This is a genomic window from Puniceicoccus vermicola, from assembly GCF_014230055.1.
In the GTDB taxonomy this organism is placed as follows: domain Bacteria; phylum Verrucomicrobiota; class Verrucomicrobiia; order Opitutales; family Puniceicoccaceae; genus Puniceicoccus; species Puniceicoccus vermicola.
In genome coordinates this window covers 58,002-74,297 of the sequence record NZ_JACHVA010000052.1, presented here as the reverse complement: position 1 = coordinate 74,297, position 16,296 = coordinate 58,002, and the positions used below count along the sequence as shown (strand labels likewise).

Annotated in this window: 14 protein-coding genes; 5 read left to right on the top strand and 9 right to left on the bottom strand. The window is 55.1% G+C overall.

Annotated features, from left to right (window positions below):
- Window positions 1–39 precede the first annotated feature (39 nt).
- The 3 genes from H5P30_RS06005 to H5P30_RS05995 form a co-directional block, all read right to left on the bottom strand.
- A complete protein-coding gene (locus tag H5P30_RS06005) occupies window positions 40–2,142 on the bottom strand; it encodes an MASE1 domain-containing protein (protein WP_185692039.1) in 2,103 nt (700 codons plus the stop codon).
- A 146-nt stretch (window positions 2,143–2,288) separates the two neighbouring features.
- Window positions 2,289–3,938: a glutamine--tRNA ligase/YqeY domain fusion protein gene (locus H5P30_RS06000; protein ID WP_185692038.1), complete on the bottom strand. Its 1,650-nt coding sequence runs from the start codon at window positions 3,936–3,938 to the stop codon at window positions 2,289–2,291.
- Entirely contained in the window at window positions 3,935–5,326 is a 1,392-nt protein-coding gene (locus H5P30_RS05995; protein ID WP_185692037.1) for a glutamate--tRNA ligase, read from the bottom strand. Before H5P30_RS05995 ends, H5P30_RS06000 begins: the two co-directional genes overlap by 4 nt.
- A 211-nt stretch (window positions 5,327–5,537) precedes the next feature.
- Here H5P30_RS05995 and lexA point away from each other — a divergent pair, with 211 nt between their 5' ends.
- Window positions 5,538–6,176 carry a transcriptional repressor LexA gene (lexA, locus tag H5P30_RS05990; protein ID WP_185692036.1) on the top strand — a complete coding sequence of 213 codons (639 nt, stop codon included), beginning with the start codon at window positions 5,538–5,540 and terminating at the stop codon, window positions 6,174–6,176.
- Between the two features lie 92 nt (window positions 6,177–6,268).
- Here the strand turns inward: lexA and cysK are convergent, their stop codons facing one another.
- Together cysK and infA are read right to left on the bottom strand one after the other, a co-directional pair.
- On the bottom strand, window positions 6,269–7,237 hold the full coding sequence (gene cysK, locus H5P30_RS05985; protein ID WP_185692035.1) for a cysteine synthase A: 969 nt from the start codon (window positions 7,235–7,237) through the stop codon (window positions 6,269–6,271).
- A gap of 198 nt (window positions 7,238–7,435) precedes the next feature.
- Window positions 7,436–7,711 carry a translation initiation factor IF-1 gene (gene infA / locus H5P30_RS05980; protein ID WP_221774294.1) on the bottom strand — a complete coding sequence of 92 codons (276 nt, stop codon included), beginning with the start codon at window positions 7,709–7,711 and terminating at the stop codon, window positions 7,436–7,438.
- Between the two features lie 209 nt (window positions 7,712–7,920).
- Here infA and H5P30_RS05975 point away from each other — a divergent pair, with 209 nt between their 5' ends.
- The 3 genes from H5P30_RS05975 to H5P30_RS05965 all read left to right on the top strand — a co-directional run bounded on the left by H5P30_RS05975 (window position 7,921) and on the right by H5P30_RS05965 (window position 9,915).
- Entirely contained in the window at window positions 7,921–8,415 is a 495-nt protein-coding gene (locus H5P30_RS05975; protein ID WP_343075431.1) for a nucleoside deaminase, read from the top strand.
- 87 nt (window positions 8,416–8,502) lie between these two features.
- Window positions 8,503–9,129, top strand: coding sequence for a superoxide dismutase (locus H5P30_RS05970; RefSeq protein WP_221774293.1), 627 nt, complete (start codon window positions 8,503–8,505; stop codon window positions 9,127–9,129).
- 159 nt (window positions 9,130–9,288) lie between these two features.
- Complete coding sequence (locus H5P30_RS05965; protein WP_185692034.1) at window positions 9,289–9,915, top strand: DJ-1/PfpI family protein; 627 nt, start codon at window positions 9,289–9,291, stop codon at window positions 9,913–9,915.
- Window positions 9,916–9,936: 21 nt separating this feature from the next.
- Here H5P30_RS05965 and H5P30_RS05960 read toward each other — a convergent pair whose 3' ends face one another.
- From H5P30_RS05960 to H5P30_RS05945, 4 genes are all read right to left on the bottom strand, one after another.
- Window positions 9,937–11,154 (bottom strand): lipid-A-disaccharide synthase, encoded by a 1,218-nt coding sequence (locus H5P30_RS05960; RefSeq protein WP_185692033.1) that lies wholly within the window; start codon window positions 11,152–11,154, stop codon window positions 9,937–9,939.
- Entirely contained in the window at window positions 11,151–12,098 is a 948-nt protein-coding gene (locus H5P30_RS05955) for a Gfo/Idh/MocA family protein (protein WP_185692032.1), read from the bottom strand. Before H5P30_RS05955 ends, H5P30_RS05960 begins: the two co-directional genes overlap by 4 nt.
- Window positions 12,099–12,191: 93 nt before the next feature.
- On the bottom strand, window positions 12,192–13,142 hold the full coding sequence (locus H5P30_RS05950; protein ID WP_185692031.1) for a transposase: 951 nt from the start codon (window positions 13,140–13,142) through the stop codon (window positions 12,192–12,194).
- Between the two features lie 140 nt (window positions 13,143–13,282).
- On the bottom strand, window positions 13,283–15,112 hold the full coding sequence (locus tag H5P30_RS05945; protein WP_185692030.1) for a TonB-dependent receptor plug domain-containing protein: 1,830 nt from the start codon (window positions 15,110–15,112) through the stop codon (window positions 13,283–13,285).
- 191 nt (window positions 15,113–15,303) lie between these two features.
- Here H5P30_RS05945 and H5P30_RS05940 point away from each other — a divergent pair, with 191 nt between their 5' ends.
- Complete coding sequence (locus H5P30_RS05940) at window positions 15,304–16,281, top strand: D-2-hydroxyacid dehydrogenase (RefSeq protein ID WP_185692029.1); 978 nt, start codon at window positions 15,304–15,306, stop codon at window positions 16,279–16,281.
- Window positions 16,282–16,296: the final 15 nt, after the last annotated feature.

Sequence of the window (16,296 nt, the reverse complement as noted above, 5' to 3'; positions counted from 1 at the left end):
AGAATCCGGAGCCTGAAACCCTACTGTCCGCACCGAGAATCAGGCCGATTTCGATTCTTCACTAGAGCCGACTACCTCCGCCAAGACTTTGGCCAACTTTTCGAGGTCGAAGGGCTTGGTCAAGTGCCCGTTCATACCCGCTTCGCGGGTCTTCTCTTTATCCTCGGCCATTGCATGAGCCGTCACGGCGACAATCGGAAGAGAACGCAGGTCGAGACCGCACTTGCCTTCGCGGACGGCCCGGGCCACGGCGTAACCATCAATGCCCGGCATCCGAATATCGAGAAGAACTACGTCAAAACGCTCCTTCTTAAGAAGGTCCAGGGCCTCCCGGCCATCGCGGGCCACCCGGGAAGCATGACCGAGACGATCCAGCAACTGCTGAACCACTCGCTGGTTCGTGGAGTTGTCTTCGGCGATAAGAATCCGCTGAGCCGGCAGGGAGGGAAAGCGCTCCATCGGATACTCGGAATGCTCTTGTTCCTCTTTCGCCAGAACTTCGCTCGAACTCGTCTCAATGAGAGGCACCGTAAAGAAAAAGGTAGAACCCTCGCCGGGTTCGCTTTCCAACGTGATCGAGGCCCCGAGGACATCGCTCAGGTTCTTGGAGATCACAAGTCCGAGACCCGTGCCGCCAAACCGGCCCGCGATCGTCTGGTTGGCCTGGGAGAATGGAGCGAAGAGCCGATCCGCCTCCTCCTTTTCGATTCCGATTCCGGTATCAACGACGGCAATTTTCATTTTCAGAGAGCCGTCCTTACCCGGGATTTTTTCTTCGGAAACGCGGATCACGACCGATCCCTCATCAGTGAATTTAACCGCATTCCCGACAAGGTTGTTGAGCACTTGGCGGATGCGCTGGTGATCTCCGATCACGAAATCAGAGAGGTTTTCGGGATAATCCAGCTCAAGCGCGACTGACTTACGATCTGAATGAAAGCGGAAAGTGTCGGCAACCTCCCCAACGAGTCTGCGCATGGAGAATGGGGTTTCGTCCAACTCCGGACGATTGGTTTCGATGCGGTTGAAATCAAGAATCTCATCGATCATCCCCAACAGCGTTTCGCCGCTGGAGTGAATCATTCTGATGTGGTCACGCTGGGCACGGGTCAGATCCGTGTTCATCAGCAGACTGGTGAAACCGACGACCCCGTTCAGAGGATTGCGGAGTTCGTGGCTCATCAGGGCGAGGAACTCGCTCTTCTTCTGATTGGCTTTGCGAGCTTCACGAGCGGTCTCCGAAAAGGAGCGGACCGAGTCTTCGAGCGAATCGTTGGCAATCCGGAGCGCTTCCTCATTCTCACTCTGCTCCGTCGACGACGAACTGAGCACGAGGCCGGTCAGCGAAATGACCGCGAGATAACTCTGGAGGAGAAAGAGCCTCTGCGAGGGAGAGGCAAAACTGAACAACCCGTAATCCTGAACCGTTCCAAGGAGGGCAATCACAGTAATCAACAAGGTGACCAAGGTGGTTCCATGAGGTCCAAACCGCAAAGCTGCCCAAACCAGGGAGGGAAATACGATAAACGAGAACTGGAACCGCTCTACAGGGTCGGCGTTATCATTATAAAAGCACAGGACGCTGATCCCAATCACCCCGACGATCAAGGAGGCCAACTCCAACCGGCGTTGACGCCCAAACTGCGGGTTGCCCCACCAGACAAATCCGAGGGAACCAATAATCAGTCCGCCGATCGCCTCACCGACCCACCAAGTCGAAAAGACTTCAAAAAAGACGAGCTCGTCAGAATCCGTAAAATTGAAAACGCCCAAGGCTCCGGTCAGCGCCGAGAGCGATGAGAGGATGATGACCGAATAGATTAGCGGGAAAAGGTCCCGCACCCGATTCAGCGACGAGTGGAAATCCCGATTTCGCAGAAGAACCACAGCGGTCAGCGTCGCCAGGGTCGTCCCCGTCGCCGTCAGGGCCGCAAATCCATGCCCCATATTCCCGTGGAAAAGATTCAGGACAAAGAGACCGATCCATATCGCTGGGAAATAACGGTAACCCAGGAAGTAGAGAAAGACCAGTCCCACCCCTCCTGGAAGCCAGAGAGGCGTGATTGTGTAAAAAGCGTCGGGAAACAACCAACCAATCTGCCCACTGAGAAAATACAGCCCAGTCAGACCAATTAGTTTCAATAAGTATCCCATTCTCATTAAAAGAAATAGAGGATCAAATCAGATTTCGCAATACCTTGCTTACCAGAAGATTAACAAAACCCCAAAAAAACTGGAAGTCGCTCTTCATAAAACGAGTGCTTTTGTCCTATCCTCTCCCCTTTTCCCTATTTTTTCTTTCCCCACGAGTCCTTAAGGGTGACCGTCCGGTTAAAAACAGGACGATCCGGGCTGGAATCCGGGTCACGGGCAAAGTAGCCCGTCCGCTCAAACTGAACGCTTTCCCCATTCGGAATCTCTCCTAGGGACGGCTCCAAATAGCCCTCGATGATCTTGAGGGACTCCGGATTCAGGTCCTCGACTGGATCCCGCTCCGCACCAGGGTTGGGCACCGAGTAGAGACGGTCGTAAAGGCGGACTTCGGCCGGAATCGCATGCTGCTGCGAGACCCAGTGGATCACCCCTTTCACTTTACGCCCTTCGGGCTGCTTTCCGAGAGTATCGCGGTCCACAGAGGCCGTGAGACCGACGATATTGCCAGCCTCGTCTTTCTCAACCCCATCACAGCGAAGCACATACGCATAGCGAAGACGCACTTCAGAACCAGGAGAGAGTCGGAAGAACTTCTTCGGCGGATTTTCCATGAAATCCGAACGTTCGATGAAAATCCGATTTGAAAACGGAACCTTGCGAGCCCCAGCCTCCGGCTTCTCCGGATTGTTAACCGCCTCGACTTCCAGCTCTTCGTCTTCGCCGAAATTGGTGATCGTGACCGGGATCGGATCCAGAACCGCCATCGCCCGGGAGCAATCGCGGTTCATGACGTCGCGGACACAGTGCTCGAAGAGAGCGTAATCCGTCACCGAATCGAATTTGGTTACGCCGATCGTGCGGCAAAAGTTACGAATCGCTTCCGCGGGGACACCACGGCGGCGAATTCCCCGAAGCGTCGGCAGGCGGGGATCATCCCAACCGCGAACGTGCCCCTCCGTCACGAGCTGGATCAGCCTCCGCTTGCTCATGAGGGTGTACTCGAGGTTCAACCGGGCGAACTCATATTGCCGCGACGGGAAAATTTCGAGCTTCTCGATAAACCAGTCGTAGAGCGGCCGGTGATTTTCAAACTCCAAGGTACAGACCGAGTGGGTGATCTTCTCGATCGAATCGCTCTGTCCGTGGGTGTAGTCGTAGGTCGGGTAAATCGGCCAAGCATCTCCCGTGCGGTGATGGTGGGCTCTCCGGATCCGGTAGAGCACAGGGTCCCGCAGGTTCAGATTCGGATGAGCCATGTCGATCTTTGCCCGCAGCACCCGCGAGCCGTCGGGAAACTCCCCGGCCCGCATCCGCTGAAAGAGATCCCGACTCTCGGCTGCCGGACGATCTCGATAGGGACTCGCTTCGCCGGGCTCGGTCAAGGTCCCTCGGGTGCGCCGGATTTCCTCGCCGTTGAGCTCACAGACATACGCATGACCCTTGTCGATCAGAGCCAATCCCCACTCGAAGAGTTGCTCGAAGTAGTCGGAGGCGAAGCACTCCCGATCCCACTCGAACCCGAGCCAGCGGATGTCCTGACGGATCGACTCGACGTATTCCTCGTCCTCTTTCTCAGGATTCGTATCGTCGAAACGCAAGTTGCAGCGTCCGCCAAACTCTTCGGCGATCCCGAAATTCAGGCAGATCGATTTGGCGTGCCCCAAGTGCAGGTAACCGTTCGGCTCCGGAGGGAAACGCGTTGCGACCCCATCCGGACACTTCCCCGCAGCCACATCGTCGGCGACGATCCGTCGCACGAAATCCTGATGCTCTTCTGCGCTCATGAATTTTCCTCCTCTTTTTCCGCGGCCAGCTTTTCCAGCCGCGCTGCGACCTCCTCCAAACCGAGAAGATCGATGATGGCCCCCAAGTCTGGACCGGAAAGACTTCCAGTCACCGCGAAACGGGTCAGTGGACGATAGGCTCCAGATTTGCGGTCGTTCTTTTCAGCCGCCCTTTCTATCGCCAACTCAAATCCTGCAGATCCTTTACTTCCTTCGGCTCGGACTTCGGCCAAGAGCTCAGTGGCCAGGACCGAAGGATCCGCCTTTTTCCCAACTTTCGCCCGTGCCTTCTCGTCCATCGGATAGTCCCGCGTGAAGAAAAAGCCACAGTAGTCCCCGAGATTCTCCAAGAGATCCAACTTGGGCCGGCAAAGTTCCAGAACCTTCTGGAGGAAATCTTCGTCCGCGTCTTCCTCGATGATTCCAGCTCCGGCCAAAATCGGGCGGGCCAGCCAGGCGTAAGACTCAACGGGCAGCTCGCGCAGGTAGTGACCGTTCATATGGCGAAGCTTCGCCTCATCAAAACGGGCCGCTCCCTTCTGGATCCCGGGAAAATCGAAATTCTCGATAATCTCCCCAATCGGCATGATCTCACGATCATCCTTCGGGTTCCAGCCGAGCAGGCAGAGGAAGTTCCGCACCGCCTCCGCGAGAAAGTGGCGGTTTTGATACTCCTCAATGAGAGCTCCCTGGTCGCGTTTGCTCATTTTCCCTTTCCCCACTGCCGGATCCTTAAGGATCAGCGGGAGGTGGGCAAAGACGGGCGGCTTCGCGCCCAACGCGTAAAAGAGTTCGAGATGGCGGGCAGTGTTAGCCAGATGGTCCTCGCCCCGGATCACGTGGGTGATGCCCATTTCAATGTCATCCACCACGTTCACGAGGTGAAACACCGGATCCCCATTGGCCCGGACAATCGGAAAGTCGCGGTCCACGACCCGCTCAATGCGGCCGCGGATCGCATCCTCGAAAATCATCGGCTCCGCACGCACCTTCTCAACCTCTTCGCCGAGGTATTGATCGTGCTCACGGTACCGCTCGCCTTCCAGACGGAAGAAAACTGCTCCGTCTTTCTCGTAAGCGCGCCCGTTATCCAGCAGCTTTTGAACCGCCGCCTTATAAATCTCCGACCGCTGGCTCTGGAAATAAGGTCCCTTATCTCCACCAACTTCCGGCCCCTCATCCCAGTCGAGACCCAACCAGCGCATACCCTCAAGAAGCACCCGCAGGGCTTCCGGAGTATTCCGCTCATGGTCGGTATCCTCGATCCGGAGGACAAAGATTCCATTACAGTGACGCGCGTACAACCAGTTGAACAGCGCCGTACGGGCACTGCCAATGTGAAAGAAACCGGTTGGACTCGGCGCAAATCGCACTCGAACATCGGGCATCGAGCCAATCTCCCGATCCCACCGACGAAATTCAACCCTATTTCCTAACCATTGACACGGATTTCGCGGTTTCCCGCCCCGGATTTCCATTCTTTTTCCGTAAAGAATTTTTAACCAGGTTACTAAGAATACACCCGATTCTTCAGAAGTGCTTGAATGGGGAGGATTTGCGCTGGACATGACCACATGTTCAGGTATCCTTACGTTCACTATGAAGGACCTCACTTTCCGCCAACAGCAGATTCTCACCTTTATTCAGGAGCGCTCAACCGAGCAGGGCTACTGGCCCAGTATTCGAGAGATTCAGCAAGAATTTGGCTTCAAAAGCACCAACGCGGTCGTCGGCCACTTGAGAGCTTTGGAGAAAAAGGGGTTCTTGGAACGTCAGCCCCATCAAGCTCGGGCCTTTCGGCTCCGCATTCCTGATAACCTCGCCGATGACGACGAGAACGTCATGGATGTGGTCGATATCCCGGTCATGGGAAATATCGCCGCCGGCTATCCGGATCGGGTCGAATCGGGCGGGCAGATCGATACGCTGCAGGTTGATTCCTTCACCGCCCGCCAACGCCGCAATCGCCGGACCTTCGCCATTCGCGTGCGCGGTGAATCCATGATCAATGCTGGCATCCAAGATGGCGACACGGTGGTCGTGGAAACCCGCGAACCGAAGAACGGCGATATCGTAGCCGCTCTGATTGATGGAGAGACCACCCTCAAGCGCTTCGTTCGCAGCAGCGGCAGCCCCACCCCCTACCTTAAGGCGGAAAACCCGGACTATCCCGAGCTCTACCCGATTGATGAGCTCATCGTCCAAGGAGTTGCGACTTCGATCGTCCGGCGTCTCTGACGAGACTGCTCGGCGTAGATCAAATCTTTCGAACAAAAAGGCTCACCCCGCATCTACAGGGTGAGCCTTTTTTCGGAAATGCTAAAACGAACTTACTCAGGAAGCTCGGAAGTCGGTAGGTTCTGAACCTCTTCGAGTGCCTTCGACGCGAGAATCGTGCTCAGGTAACGCTCCCCGAAGCTGCATCCGACCGTGACGATCTTCTTGCCAGCCATGCCTTCCTTTTTCGCGAGTTGCATCGCGGCGAAAACGTTAGCGCCGGTGGAAATTCCGCCGAGGATCCCGTCCGAGAGAGCCAACTGCTGGGCAGTCTCGACCGCATCTTCGTTGGAAACCGTAATGACCTCGTCGATCAGCGAAGTGTCGCAATTCTTCGGAATAAATCCGGCTCCGATTCCCTGAATCTTGTGCGGTCCGGGCTTTCCTCCGGAAATAACCGGGCTCGCCGTCGGCTCAACGGCCACAGTGAGGAGATCTTTACGCTCCTTGATCACACTGGAGACTCCCGTGATCGTGCCACCGGTTCCCACACCCGACACAAAGGCGTCGATTTTTCCTTCGGTATGCGCCCAGATTTCTTCGGCGGTCGTCTTGCGGTGCGCTTCCGGGTTTGCCGGGTTTTCAAATTGCTGCGGCATGAAAGCCTTGTCGCCATACTCGTCAACGAGCTGACCTGCCTTCAAAATCGCTCCGTTCATCCCTTTCGCTCCCGGAGTCAGAACCAGCTCGGCGCCTAGCATACGGAAGAGAACGCGACGCTCGGTCGACATGGAGTCCGGCATGACCAGAATCAGGCGATAACCGCGTGCAGCGCAGACGAAAGCCAATGCGATGCCGGTGTTCCCAGAGGTTGGCTCGATAACGATGCTATCCTGGCTCAGCTTGCCGTCGCGCTCTGCCGCTTCGATCATTGCACGACCAATGCGGTCCTTGACGCTGGCAAGCGGGTTGAAAAATTCACACTTGAGGTAAATCTCCGCGTCAATGTCCTTCGCCAGGTTGTTGATCTTGACGAGCGGAGTATTCCCGACCGTATCGATGATGGAGTTTGCTATAGCCATGATTTCGAAAGATTCGATAAATAGTGGGTTAGGTAATTGAGAAAGCAGAAAGGCAAAAACCAAAACCCTTCGGAGTCAACACGGTAGCCCGATCTATCCGGGTGAACCCCATTCTGACCGCCCAAGGCCGAATGCTCAGGAAAAGGCTTGGAGAATTCTCCAGACCTACATGGATCGGCAAAAAGCCTCTTATTCTCTCTACCGCTTTCGATTCCGCGGACCGTAGCTGCGGATCGGTGCGTTGCGGTTGGAATTTGAATTCCTCAACCGATAGGTAATCCGGGCTTTGTCGAGATCGTATGGGCTCATCACCATTTTCACAGTGTCTCCCGTTGTGATCTTGATGAAGTGCTTGCGCAGCTTACCGGAGATGTGGGCGAGAACCCGGTGCCCATTGGACAGCTCAACCCGAAACATGGTCCCGGGCAGGACGGACACAATCTTCCCTTCAACTTCTACTTCATCGTCTGGCATAATGTACTATTACCTTCCGTGGTTGCGGAAAAATATGCTCGGTGTCAAGGACTCCCTCGAATCTATCCCTCAGAAGATCAAGAAATTCGTAAATTTTCGAGAATTCAAACGACCGACTTGCCATCGAAAAACCGATGAATCCCTCTTCTTGCGGTTTATGAAATCAGGGTGTAAGCCTCAGAATTCTGAATCAAAAACCAATTAGACCTGTGGACTGTCCCTTCGAAAAGAAATATCCCTCCCAACTGGATCGCAACGATGCCTTCTTTATGAGCTTGGCTTATAACCAAGCACTGGAGGCATGGAAGGCCGACGAAGTTCCGGTCGGAGCCGTGGTGGTTGTGGACGGGGAAATCGTCGCATCCGCCCACAATGAGGTCGAATCGACTGGGGACCCCACCGCCCATGCCGAAATTCTGGCCATCACCCAGGCAGCGAGTTTTCTCGGAGACCAGCGCCTCAACGCCATGACCCTCTACGTCACCAAAGAACCCTGCCCGATGTGCTCAGGTGCAATGATCATGAGCCGGGTCGGCCGAGTTGTCTTTGGCATCTCCGACCCCAAAATGGGCTTCCTTGGTGGGGCTGGAGATGTTCGCGAGGTCAGCACTCTCAATCACTACCCAATCGTGACCTCCGGAGTCCTCTCGGAGGAATGTCACGCCCTCCTTCAGGCATTTTTCGCTGAGAAGAGAAAAAAATAAAAGGTCCGTGTAGTTGACGAAACGGCACTACCCGGAACAACGTACGAACTTCAGACAATCAAACCCAATAAAGAAGAAAGAAATATTATGGCTTACGAACTACCAGACCTTCCCTACGCATATGACGCTCTCGAGCCTCATTTCGATGCTCAGACGATGGAGATCCATCATACGAAGCACCACAACACCTACGTCACTAAGCTCAATGGCGCCGTCGAAGGAACTCCTCTCGGCGAAAAGTGCGTCGACGACCTGATCGCCGACCTCTCCGCAGTTCCCGAAGAGAAGCGCACCGCCGTCCGCAACAACGGTGGAGGTCACTCCAACCACGCCTTTTTCTGGAAGACCCTGAGTGCCAACGGAGGCGGAGAGCCGACTGGTGAACTCGCAGCCGCCATCGAAAGCGAACTCGGCGGATTCGAAAGCTTCAAAGAAAAGTTCACCGCCGCTGCGACGACTCGCTTCGGCAGCGGATGGGCTTGGCTCAGCGTGAAAGAAGACGGCAGCCTCTGCGTTTGCTCGACCGCCAATCAGGATAGCCCTCTCATGAAGGGTACGGTCGAATGCCCAGGGATCCCCGTCATCGGTCTCGACGTTTGGGAACACGCCTACTACCTGAAGTATCAAAACAAGCGCCCCGACTACATCTCCGCTTTCTGGAATGTTATCGATTGGGGCAAGGCCAACGAAAACTACCTCGCAGCCAAGAGCTAAGCGAGAATCTCGTTGAACCAAACACCTTTACCAAGCGGCCCGGATATCCGGGCCGCTTTTTTTGTCTTCGCCCCTCTTCTGGCTCATCCAAATTGCACTCGCTTTTGGAATGGGCTCTCAGCAGAATCAAATCAACAAGATGCGCAAATTCCTGCTGACATGACTTCATCTACTCCTAAACCCACGGTCGGGACCGTTCTCTTTCCCGGCTTCGAACTCCTCGACGTATTCGGCCCTTTGGATTTCTTTTTGATCCTCCCCGACTTGTTCGATTTTGTCATGCTCGCCGAAAAAACGGGTTCGGTCAGAAGTGGCCAAGGTCCCACCGCACTTGCCGAGCGAGCCCTATCCGATTGTGAGAGCGTCGACATTCTCTTAGTTCCAGGGGGCAAAGGAACCCGGACCGAGGTCGAGAACCCCACCCTTTTGTGCGAGATCGACCGACTCTCCCAGACTGCACAATACGTAACTACGGTCTGCACCGGTTCCGCCCTTCTGGCAAAAACGGGGCAGCTCGACCACAAACGCGCCACGACGAACAAAGCCGCTTGGCAATGGGTCACCTCTCAACGGTCGGAGGTGGACTGGGTAGCCAAAGCCCGTTGGGTGGAGGACGGAAAATTCTTCACCTCTTCAGGCGTCTCGGCGGGAATGGATATGGCCCTGGGTCTCGTGCAGGAAATCTACGGAGAAAAAACCGCAAAAGAAGTGGCCCTAAGAGCCGAGTATAAATGGAACAATGACAGCAACGACGATCCGTTTGCTGAAATCCACGGACTCGTCTAATAGCCCGCAAGCTCCTTCTCCCTACTGCGGACCGATCATCTCCACCGCTTCGCCCGGGCGAGGGGGGTTCAGATGACTCTTCACCCATCCCGCGGGATCAAGGTATCGGTTCATCGAGAGAATCCGCCGCAATTCCTCAGCACCCGCTTCGGCCTCCTCCACGGCCTCGATCGAAAACATCTCGGTAATCCTCTCCGCCAAACGATTTGCGGATGCTGCACCTTGAATCAACTCGGGATAGAAAGGACGGTCCAACAAAATATTCGCGATCCCCAGATACGGAATCTTCACAAAGGTGCGCCCAATAACGTACGTCAACGAATGAGCACGGTAAACGATCGTCCCCGGCAATCCAGCCAGTGCGCACTGAAGTGACATAGTCCCACTGCTGGTCAAAACCGCCGATCCTGTAGACCCCTCTGAAACAGGACGCAGCTCCGGCTCAAAAGATAGCTGGACCTCCGAAAGAATTCGCTCGAGCTCAGACTTAATCCGGGGCCCTGGATACAAAATCCTCACACCGCGCCCCCGCCATTCTTCAGAAGCCTTCTCAACCCCCGCAAGCATTCGAGGAAAAATCCGACCCACAGCCGCAGTTCGACTTCCCGGGAGAAGAAGCAATGGACCTGTTGGATCATACTTCACCTGCAAAGAGAAACGTGGATCGACAAAAGGATGTCCGAGGAAGAAAGCCGGAAGGGTCGTGTCTTTGTAACAATCGACTTCAAATGGGAAGATCGTCCCCACCTCGTCCAGCCACTCTTGCATCTTGAATCGACGCTTGCTCTTCCATGCCCAGATTTGCGGGCTAATATAGGCGAGAACGGTCGTCTCTCCTCCCCCTTTTCGGCTGATTCCCAGTCGACAAAGTTCCTTCGCCAACCTCAGGTTGAACCCCGGATAATCCACAAGGCAAACCACCTTCGGCTTGTATTCACGGATCCACTCCACCGTCTGGGCAAAGAGTTTCTTAAACTCCCCGTAGTGGGCGAGCACCTCAACAATCCCAACGACCGAAAGCTCCGTCAACTCGTAGAGAACCTGAGCGCCTGCCTCTTCCAAAGCTGGTCCTCCCAATGCACTCACAGAAAGACCTGAATCCGCACCCAGCAGATCTTTCACCATCGTCGCCGCGTGCTGATCTCCACTGTGTTCACCCGCCACGACAAGAACATCCACCCGGCCTCCACGGGGAGGCTCGAAAGGATTGATCTCAGGAACCTGAGACGAACGACTCATTTGCCGAGAGACTGTCCTTCTCGAATCTGACGAGTGACCTCCAAGGCAATTTCGAGCGCCTTCAATCCAGATACACCCGATACCTTTGGCTCGGATCCATCCTTAAGGCAGGACAGAAACGATTCCAACTCCAGCCGCAAAGGCTCGCCGGGCTCAATGGGTATATCTTCCTTCGCCAGCCCCATCGGTCCCTTCCGGAGGAGGTGACCTTTCTGGTTCATGAAATCTAAAGACAAGTAAGACTCCGGCTGAAAGACCCGAATCTCCCTCACCTTTTTCAAACTCACTCGGCTGGTATTGATGTTCGCCACACATCCGTTCTCAAAGACAATCCGCGCGTTCGCGATATCCTCCGACTTCGAGAGAACATCCACACCAACCGCCTCAATCCTCTCCACCGGGGATTGCACCAACTGAAGAATGACCCCAATATCGTGAATCATCAGATCGAGAACCACCCCGACTTCAGTTCCACGTGGATTGAAAGGAGCCAACCGATCAGCGGTAATGAACTTCGGTTGATGCACCGCTTCTTCCAGAAAGGAAGTAACCGGATTGTACTGCTCGATATGCCCAACCTGAACCGTAAGCTCTTTCTCACGGGCCTTGGCCAGAATCGCAGCCGCCTCCTCTCGATTCTTACAAATCGGTTTCTCAACCATCAGATGACACCCACCTTCCAACAGGGGCAATGACACCTCAGCATGTCGATCCGTCGGAACCACCACACTGACCGCATCACAAGCTTCAGCCATTTCTTCCAGCGTGGAGAAACGCGGACACTGATACTGGTCCACCACCTCCGTGGCGCGTTCATCATCGACCTCAAAAATCCCAACGAACTCGCAGAGATCTTTGAGCTCGTGATAAATCCGGACGTGGTGACGACCGAGGTAACCGACACCGGCTACCCCGACACGGAGCTTTTTCGCATTGCTTGACATCGAATCTCAATGCTTGGGAAAACTGGGCTCCGTGGCAATAGCAGGAGCAAATCAGTTTTCGAATGTACTCCAAGCAATGCGGAAAAAGCAAAACTACCGGAACAAACCCTTCCGCAGCCCGGTCCCAACAGCCAAACCACCCCAGTCGGTCCCGCTCATCGCATGCGCCCGCTTCGGACGCGTCCCCGGATCTCCCTGCACCTGCTCCTCCACAAACGAGGGCGAACCCAGCACCATCCCGTCGGTAAAATAACGCACCCGGCACCGCAAAACGACGGACAGAGGCAATTTCCCCTTCTCCTCTTCCAACACCCGCACCGCTTCTTCCCGCGAAATCGAGCACTTCTCAGCCTTCTCCCCGGCTCCGACCCCATACAAAGTCTGCCGATACCCAGCCAAATCCTTATCCACCACAGAAAGCCCAGCCCGAGCCATCCGACTCCCGCCCAGTGCCTCGGCATACCCACAAAACCGATAATCCTTAGGGTCTGACACCAACCCCGCCCGAACCGCATTCAGGTCAATATAGGCAGCCACCGTCCGCAAAGCCCAACGATCCCCTTCCACCAGGACACTCTTAAACCGCTCACACCAAAGCGGCCCAAAGCGATCCCGCGATCGATTAAACCACATCGCAAACCGCTGCTTCAGAGTCTTCATCATCCAAGAAACATCCCCCATCCGTCGCAACAGACTCTTCCGCAAGTCCATCCCCTCCAAAGAATTATCCCGAAGATGCCCCTCCAACACCTCCGCCGGCATCGGGTTCCAAGGCGTAGGCTTCGGATAAAGCCGACGATACCGACGAACCAACTCCTCGTCTGAAATACTAACCTCCGCCGGCACCTCCACCAAAATATGAAAATGGTTCTTCATCACCGCATAAGTAACCACCCGAATCCCCGAGAAATCAGCCACCTGCCAAATCATTTTCCGCAAAACCTCCCTCTCCCGATCCCCAAAGAGAGCCTCCCCATTCACTGTCCGACTCATCACATGGTAGTAAGCTGTCTGTCCATCGAGGCGCATCCGTTTTCTTCTCATGGTCTCAGCAGAGCAGACTTTCAAATGGAGATCAAATTTTTAAACCTGGTTTATTAATCTACCCCGAAACGAAGGAGATGCCGAACTGCCATTTCCATTCGACATCTCCAGCCAGGGGAAAAAACTCGATTGGCCGTCACTTAAAAGTGGTAGGCGAGATTGGCGAAGAAGGTTTGCCCTTCTCTGGGGACGCCGGGGACTTCTTGGAAGTCGTCGTCCCATAGGTTCCAGACTCCTACCCAAAGTTCGGCTCCGGGGAGTTTCTCGGTTTGGAATCGGAAAGCTAGGTCTGTCAGCAGGGCGGTATCGCTCGATTCGCGGAGAATGTTTTCTCTCTGGAGTCTCCATTCGGTGTCGGTTTGCAGAGCTAGCCAGGAGGTCAAATCCCACTGAAGGGTTAGGGTCACGCGATGCTCGGGGTAGTTTAAGGCGTAGAAGCTGGCGTCGACTTCGGTCGAGCCGTAGTCCTCGTCCTTTTCGAGCCAGGCATATCCGAGGGAGACGGTTCCAGACTCCCATCCGTAGCGCCCCAGAAGCTCTAGGCCGTAGACCCATAGGTCGATGGGGTTCGCGGTGCGGGCGGCTCCACTATTCGTGTTGTAGGTCCAGTCGGAGAGGTTGTCATCCCGACGGGCGAACACTGCTGAGTCTATGGACCAAGGACCCTCGTCTACCCCTCCTCCTAGCGAGAAGCTCCATGAGGTTTCCCGTCCCAGGTCGGGATTTCCCCGGAAGATTCCGCCATTGGGAGAGGATGCTACCGCCGTGTAGCCGGGGACTTGACTGGCTCCCGAGATGTCCGCGTAAGCGTTCCATCCATCTCCATAGTCGTCGACTTGCCTATATTCCAAGCGAGAGACGGGGAGAACTTCGCCGTCAAAATGATTCGAGTCATCCCATTTGGCTCCCAACAGTGCAGTCCAGATTCCTTCGTCCGCCTCCCAACTGCGTTTTCCGGCCAGGCTTGCCGATCCGAGAATCTGGGAATCGTAAGGTCCGAAGTTGAGCGAGGTACTGTCGATGCTGTCTGCGTAAATCTCCGCACCGTAGAGGAGCTGATATTCTCCGATCGGCTGAGACCCTTTCAATGCTCCTCCCCCATTATTTGTCTCATGAACAAAAGGGTTTCCGGAGTTCGGGCTGAATCGGTTGAAATCGTAATCGTCGTTGTTCCGGCGATAGTAACCCGTCAGTTCCAGCCATTGGTCTTCGTCAGGGGTGTATCGATGATTCAGTAAAAAGAGACGAGTCTCGACATCTTCCTTTTCGTAAGAGTCATAAGGAGCTGCGTAAAGATTTTGCAGGCCGAAGACCTTGTGCTGGTATCCAGCGAAGAGATCCGTCTGGGTAACATCACTCCTCCGCTGCACCCTTCCGGAATACCGATGAAACTGGTGGTCGGCGTAGTCCAAATCACCATCTCCTTCCGAATGGGCAAAATTCCCGTCGACGAGCCATTCTCCTCCCCAAGGGTCCGTGCCGATACCAACGCCTCCCAGGAGTTCCTGCGTATTTCCATCGTGCTGACTGAAACCCACCAGAATCTGGCCCCCTTCCCTGACGGGTGCCCATCCCCAACGGATCGAACCGGCAGTCGAGTTGAATGACCCCAAAGTATTCTCCGAGCCCGTTTGAATGGTCGGCTCGAGAAGCATTGCGGTTGGGACGGGGATATCCGCGAAATAGTGACCTGTTTGCGGGTCCAATAAAGTCGCTGCTCCCAAGACAAAACCCGTGCTTTCGAAGGTACCACCCCGTACCGTCACATCCGCCTGCGCTTCGTTGAAAAGACGACCTTGCACATCGACCCGCGGATCGAACTGCAGCGCCGAAACCGGAGTCTCATAGGTAGCCGAAGGGGTCGCCACTGCAGGCAATAATACCGGCGGGGATACCGCATCGATGGCTACATCCGCAGCAGTGGCAAGGGAGCAAAAAGAACCCAGCAAGGTAATGGCTCGTATACGCATCCTATCGTTTCAAGAAAAGGTAGGAACCGAATGCAAGTGTTAACTTAAATTTCATCAGGTTAACATATCAGGCATGAGCGGTTTATTGACTCTTCCCGAAACTCTCCGAGAGGCGAGGATTCCGCCCTGCAATCAATGCGAAAACCAGAAGAGTCTCGTCTTTGGGATTCCGCTCCCTCTACCTTATTCGAATGAAGCCATCGATTGTCGTTCTGGACGCCTACACGACCTCACCGCTCACGGTGGATCAGTCCGATTCCGCACACCCCTCTTGGAAACCCTTGAGCGAACTGGGGTCGGTTACACTCTATCCGAGGACCAAACCTGAAGAAATTCTTGAGCGCGCCTCGGAGACCTCGATCCTGTTGACCAACAAGGTCGTTCTGCACAAAGAAATTCTCCAGCAACTCCCGAATCTACGCTACATCGGGCTCATGAGCACGGGAACCAATGCGGTTGATTTGGAAGCGGCTCGTGAACTCGGGATCACCGTTTCCAACGTCCCCTCCTACTCGACCCCTACGGTGGCCCAGCATGCGATCGCTTTGCTACTGGAATTGGCCACTAAACTCTCTGCTCAAGCGGAACTCTCCCGTTCGGGCAAGTGGTCCAATCAACCCGATTTTTCGATCACGGCCGGACCGATCATCGAGCTTGCCGATAAGAATTTTGGCATCGTCGGCTGCGGTGATATTGCTCAGGCCACGGCGAGAATCGCCGCCGCCTTGGGAATGAATATCCTCGTGCATTCCCGCTCGAAAAAGAAAACCGATTTCGCCTGCGAGTGGCTCGAGAAAGAGGAGTTTCTTCACCGAGCCGACGTCATCTCGTTGCACTGCCCTTTGACAACCGAAACCGAAAAGTGGATCGATTCTGAAGCACTGGAATCGATGAAGGATGGGGCCTTTCTCCTCAACACTGGACGCGGGCCGCTCATCGACGAAGACGCGGTTGCCGAAGCTCTCCAAAGCGGGAAACTCGGCGGATACGGGGCAGACGTCACCTCGACGGAGCCCCCCTCAATCGATAATCCCCTGCTCAAGGCACCTCGCACTGCAATTACTCCCCATGTGGCTTGGGCCAGCACCGAAGCGCGGACCCGCCTCATGGCCACACTCGCGTCGAACATCTCCGCCTTTCTGGCCGAGCGCCCCCAGAATACCGTCTAGTTCCGCCGCAACTCG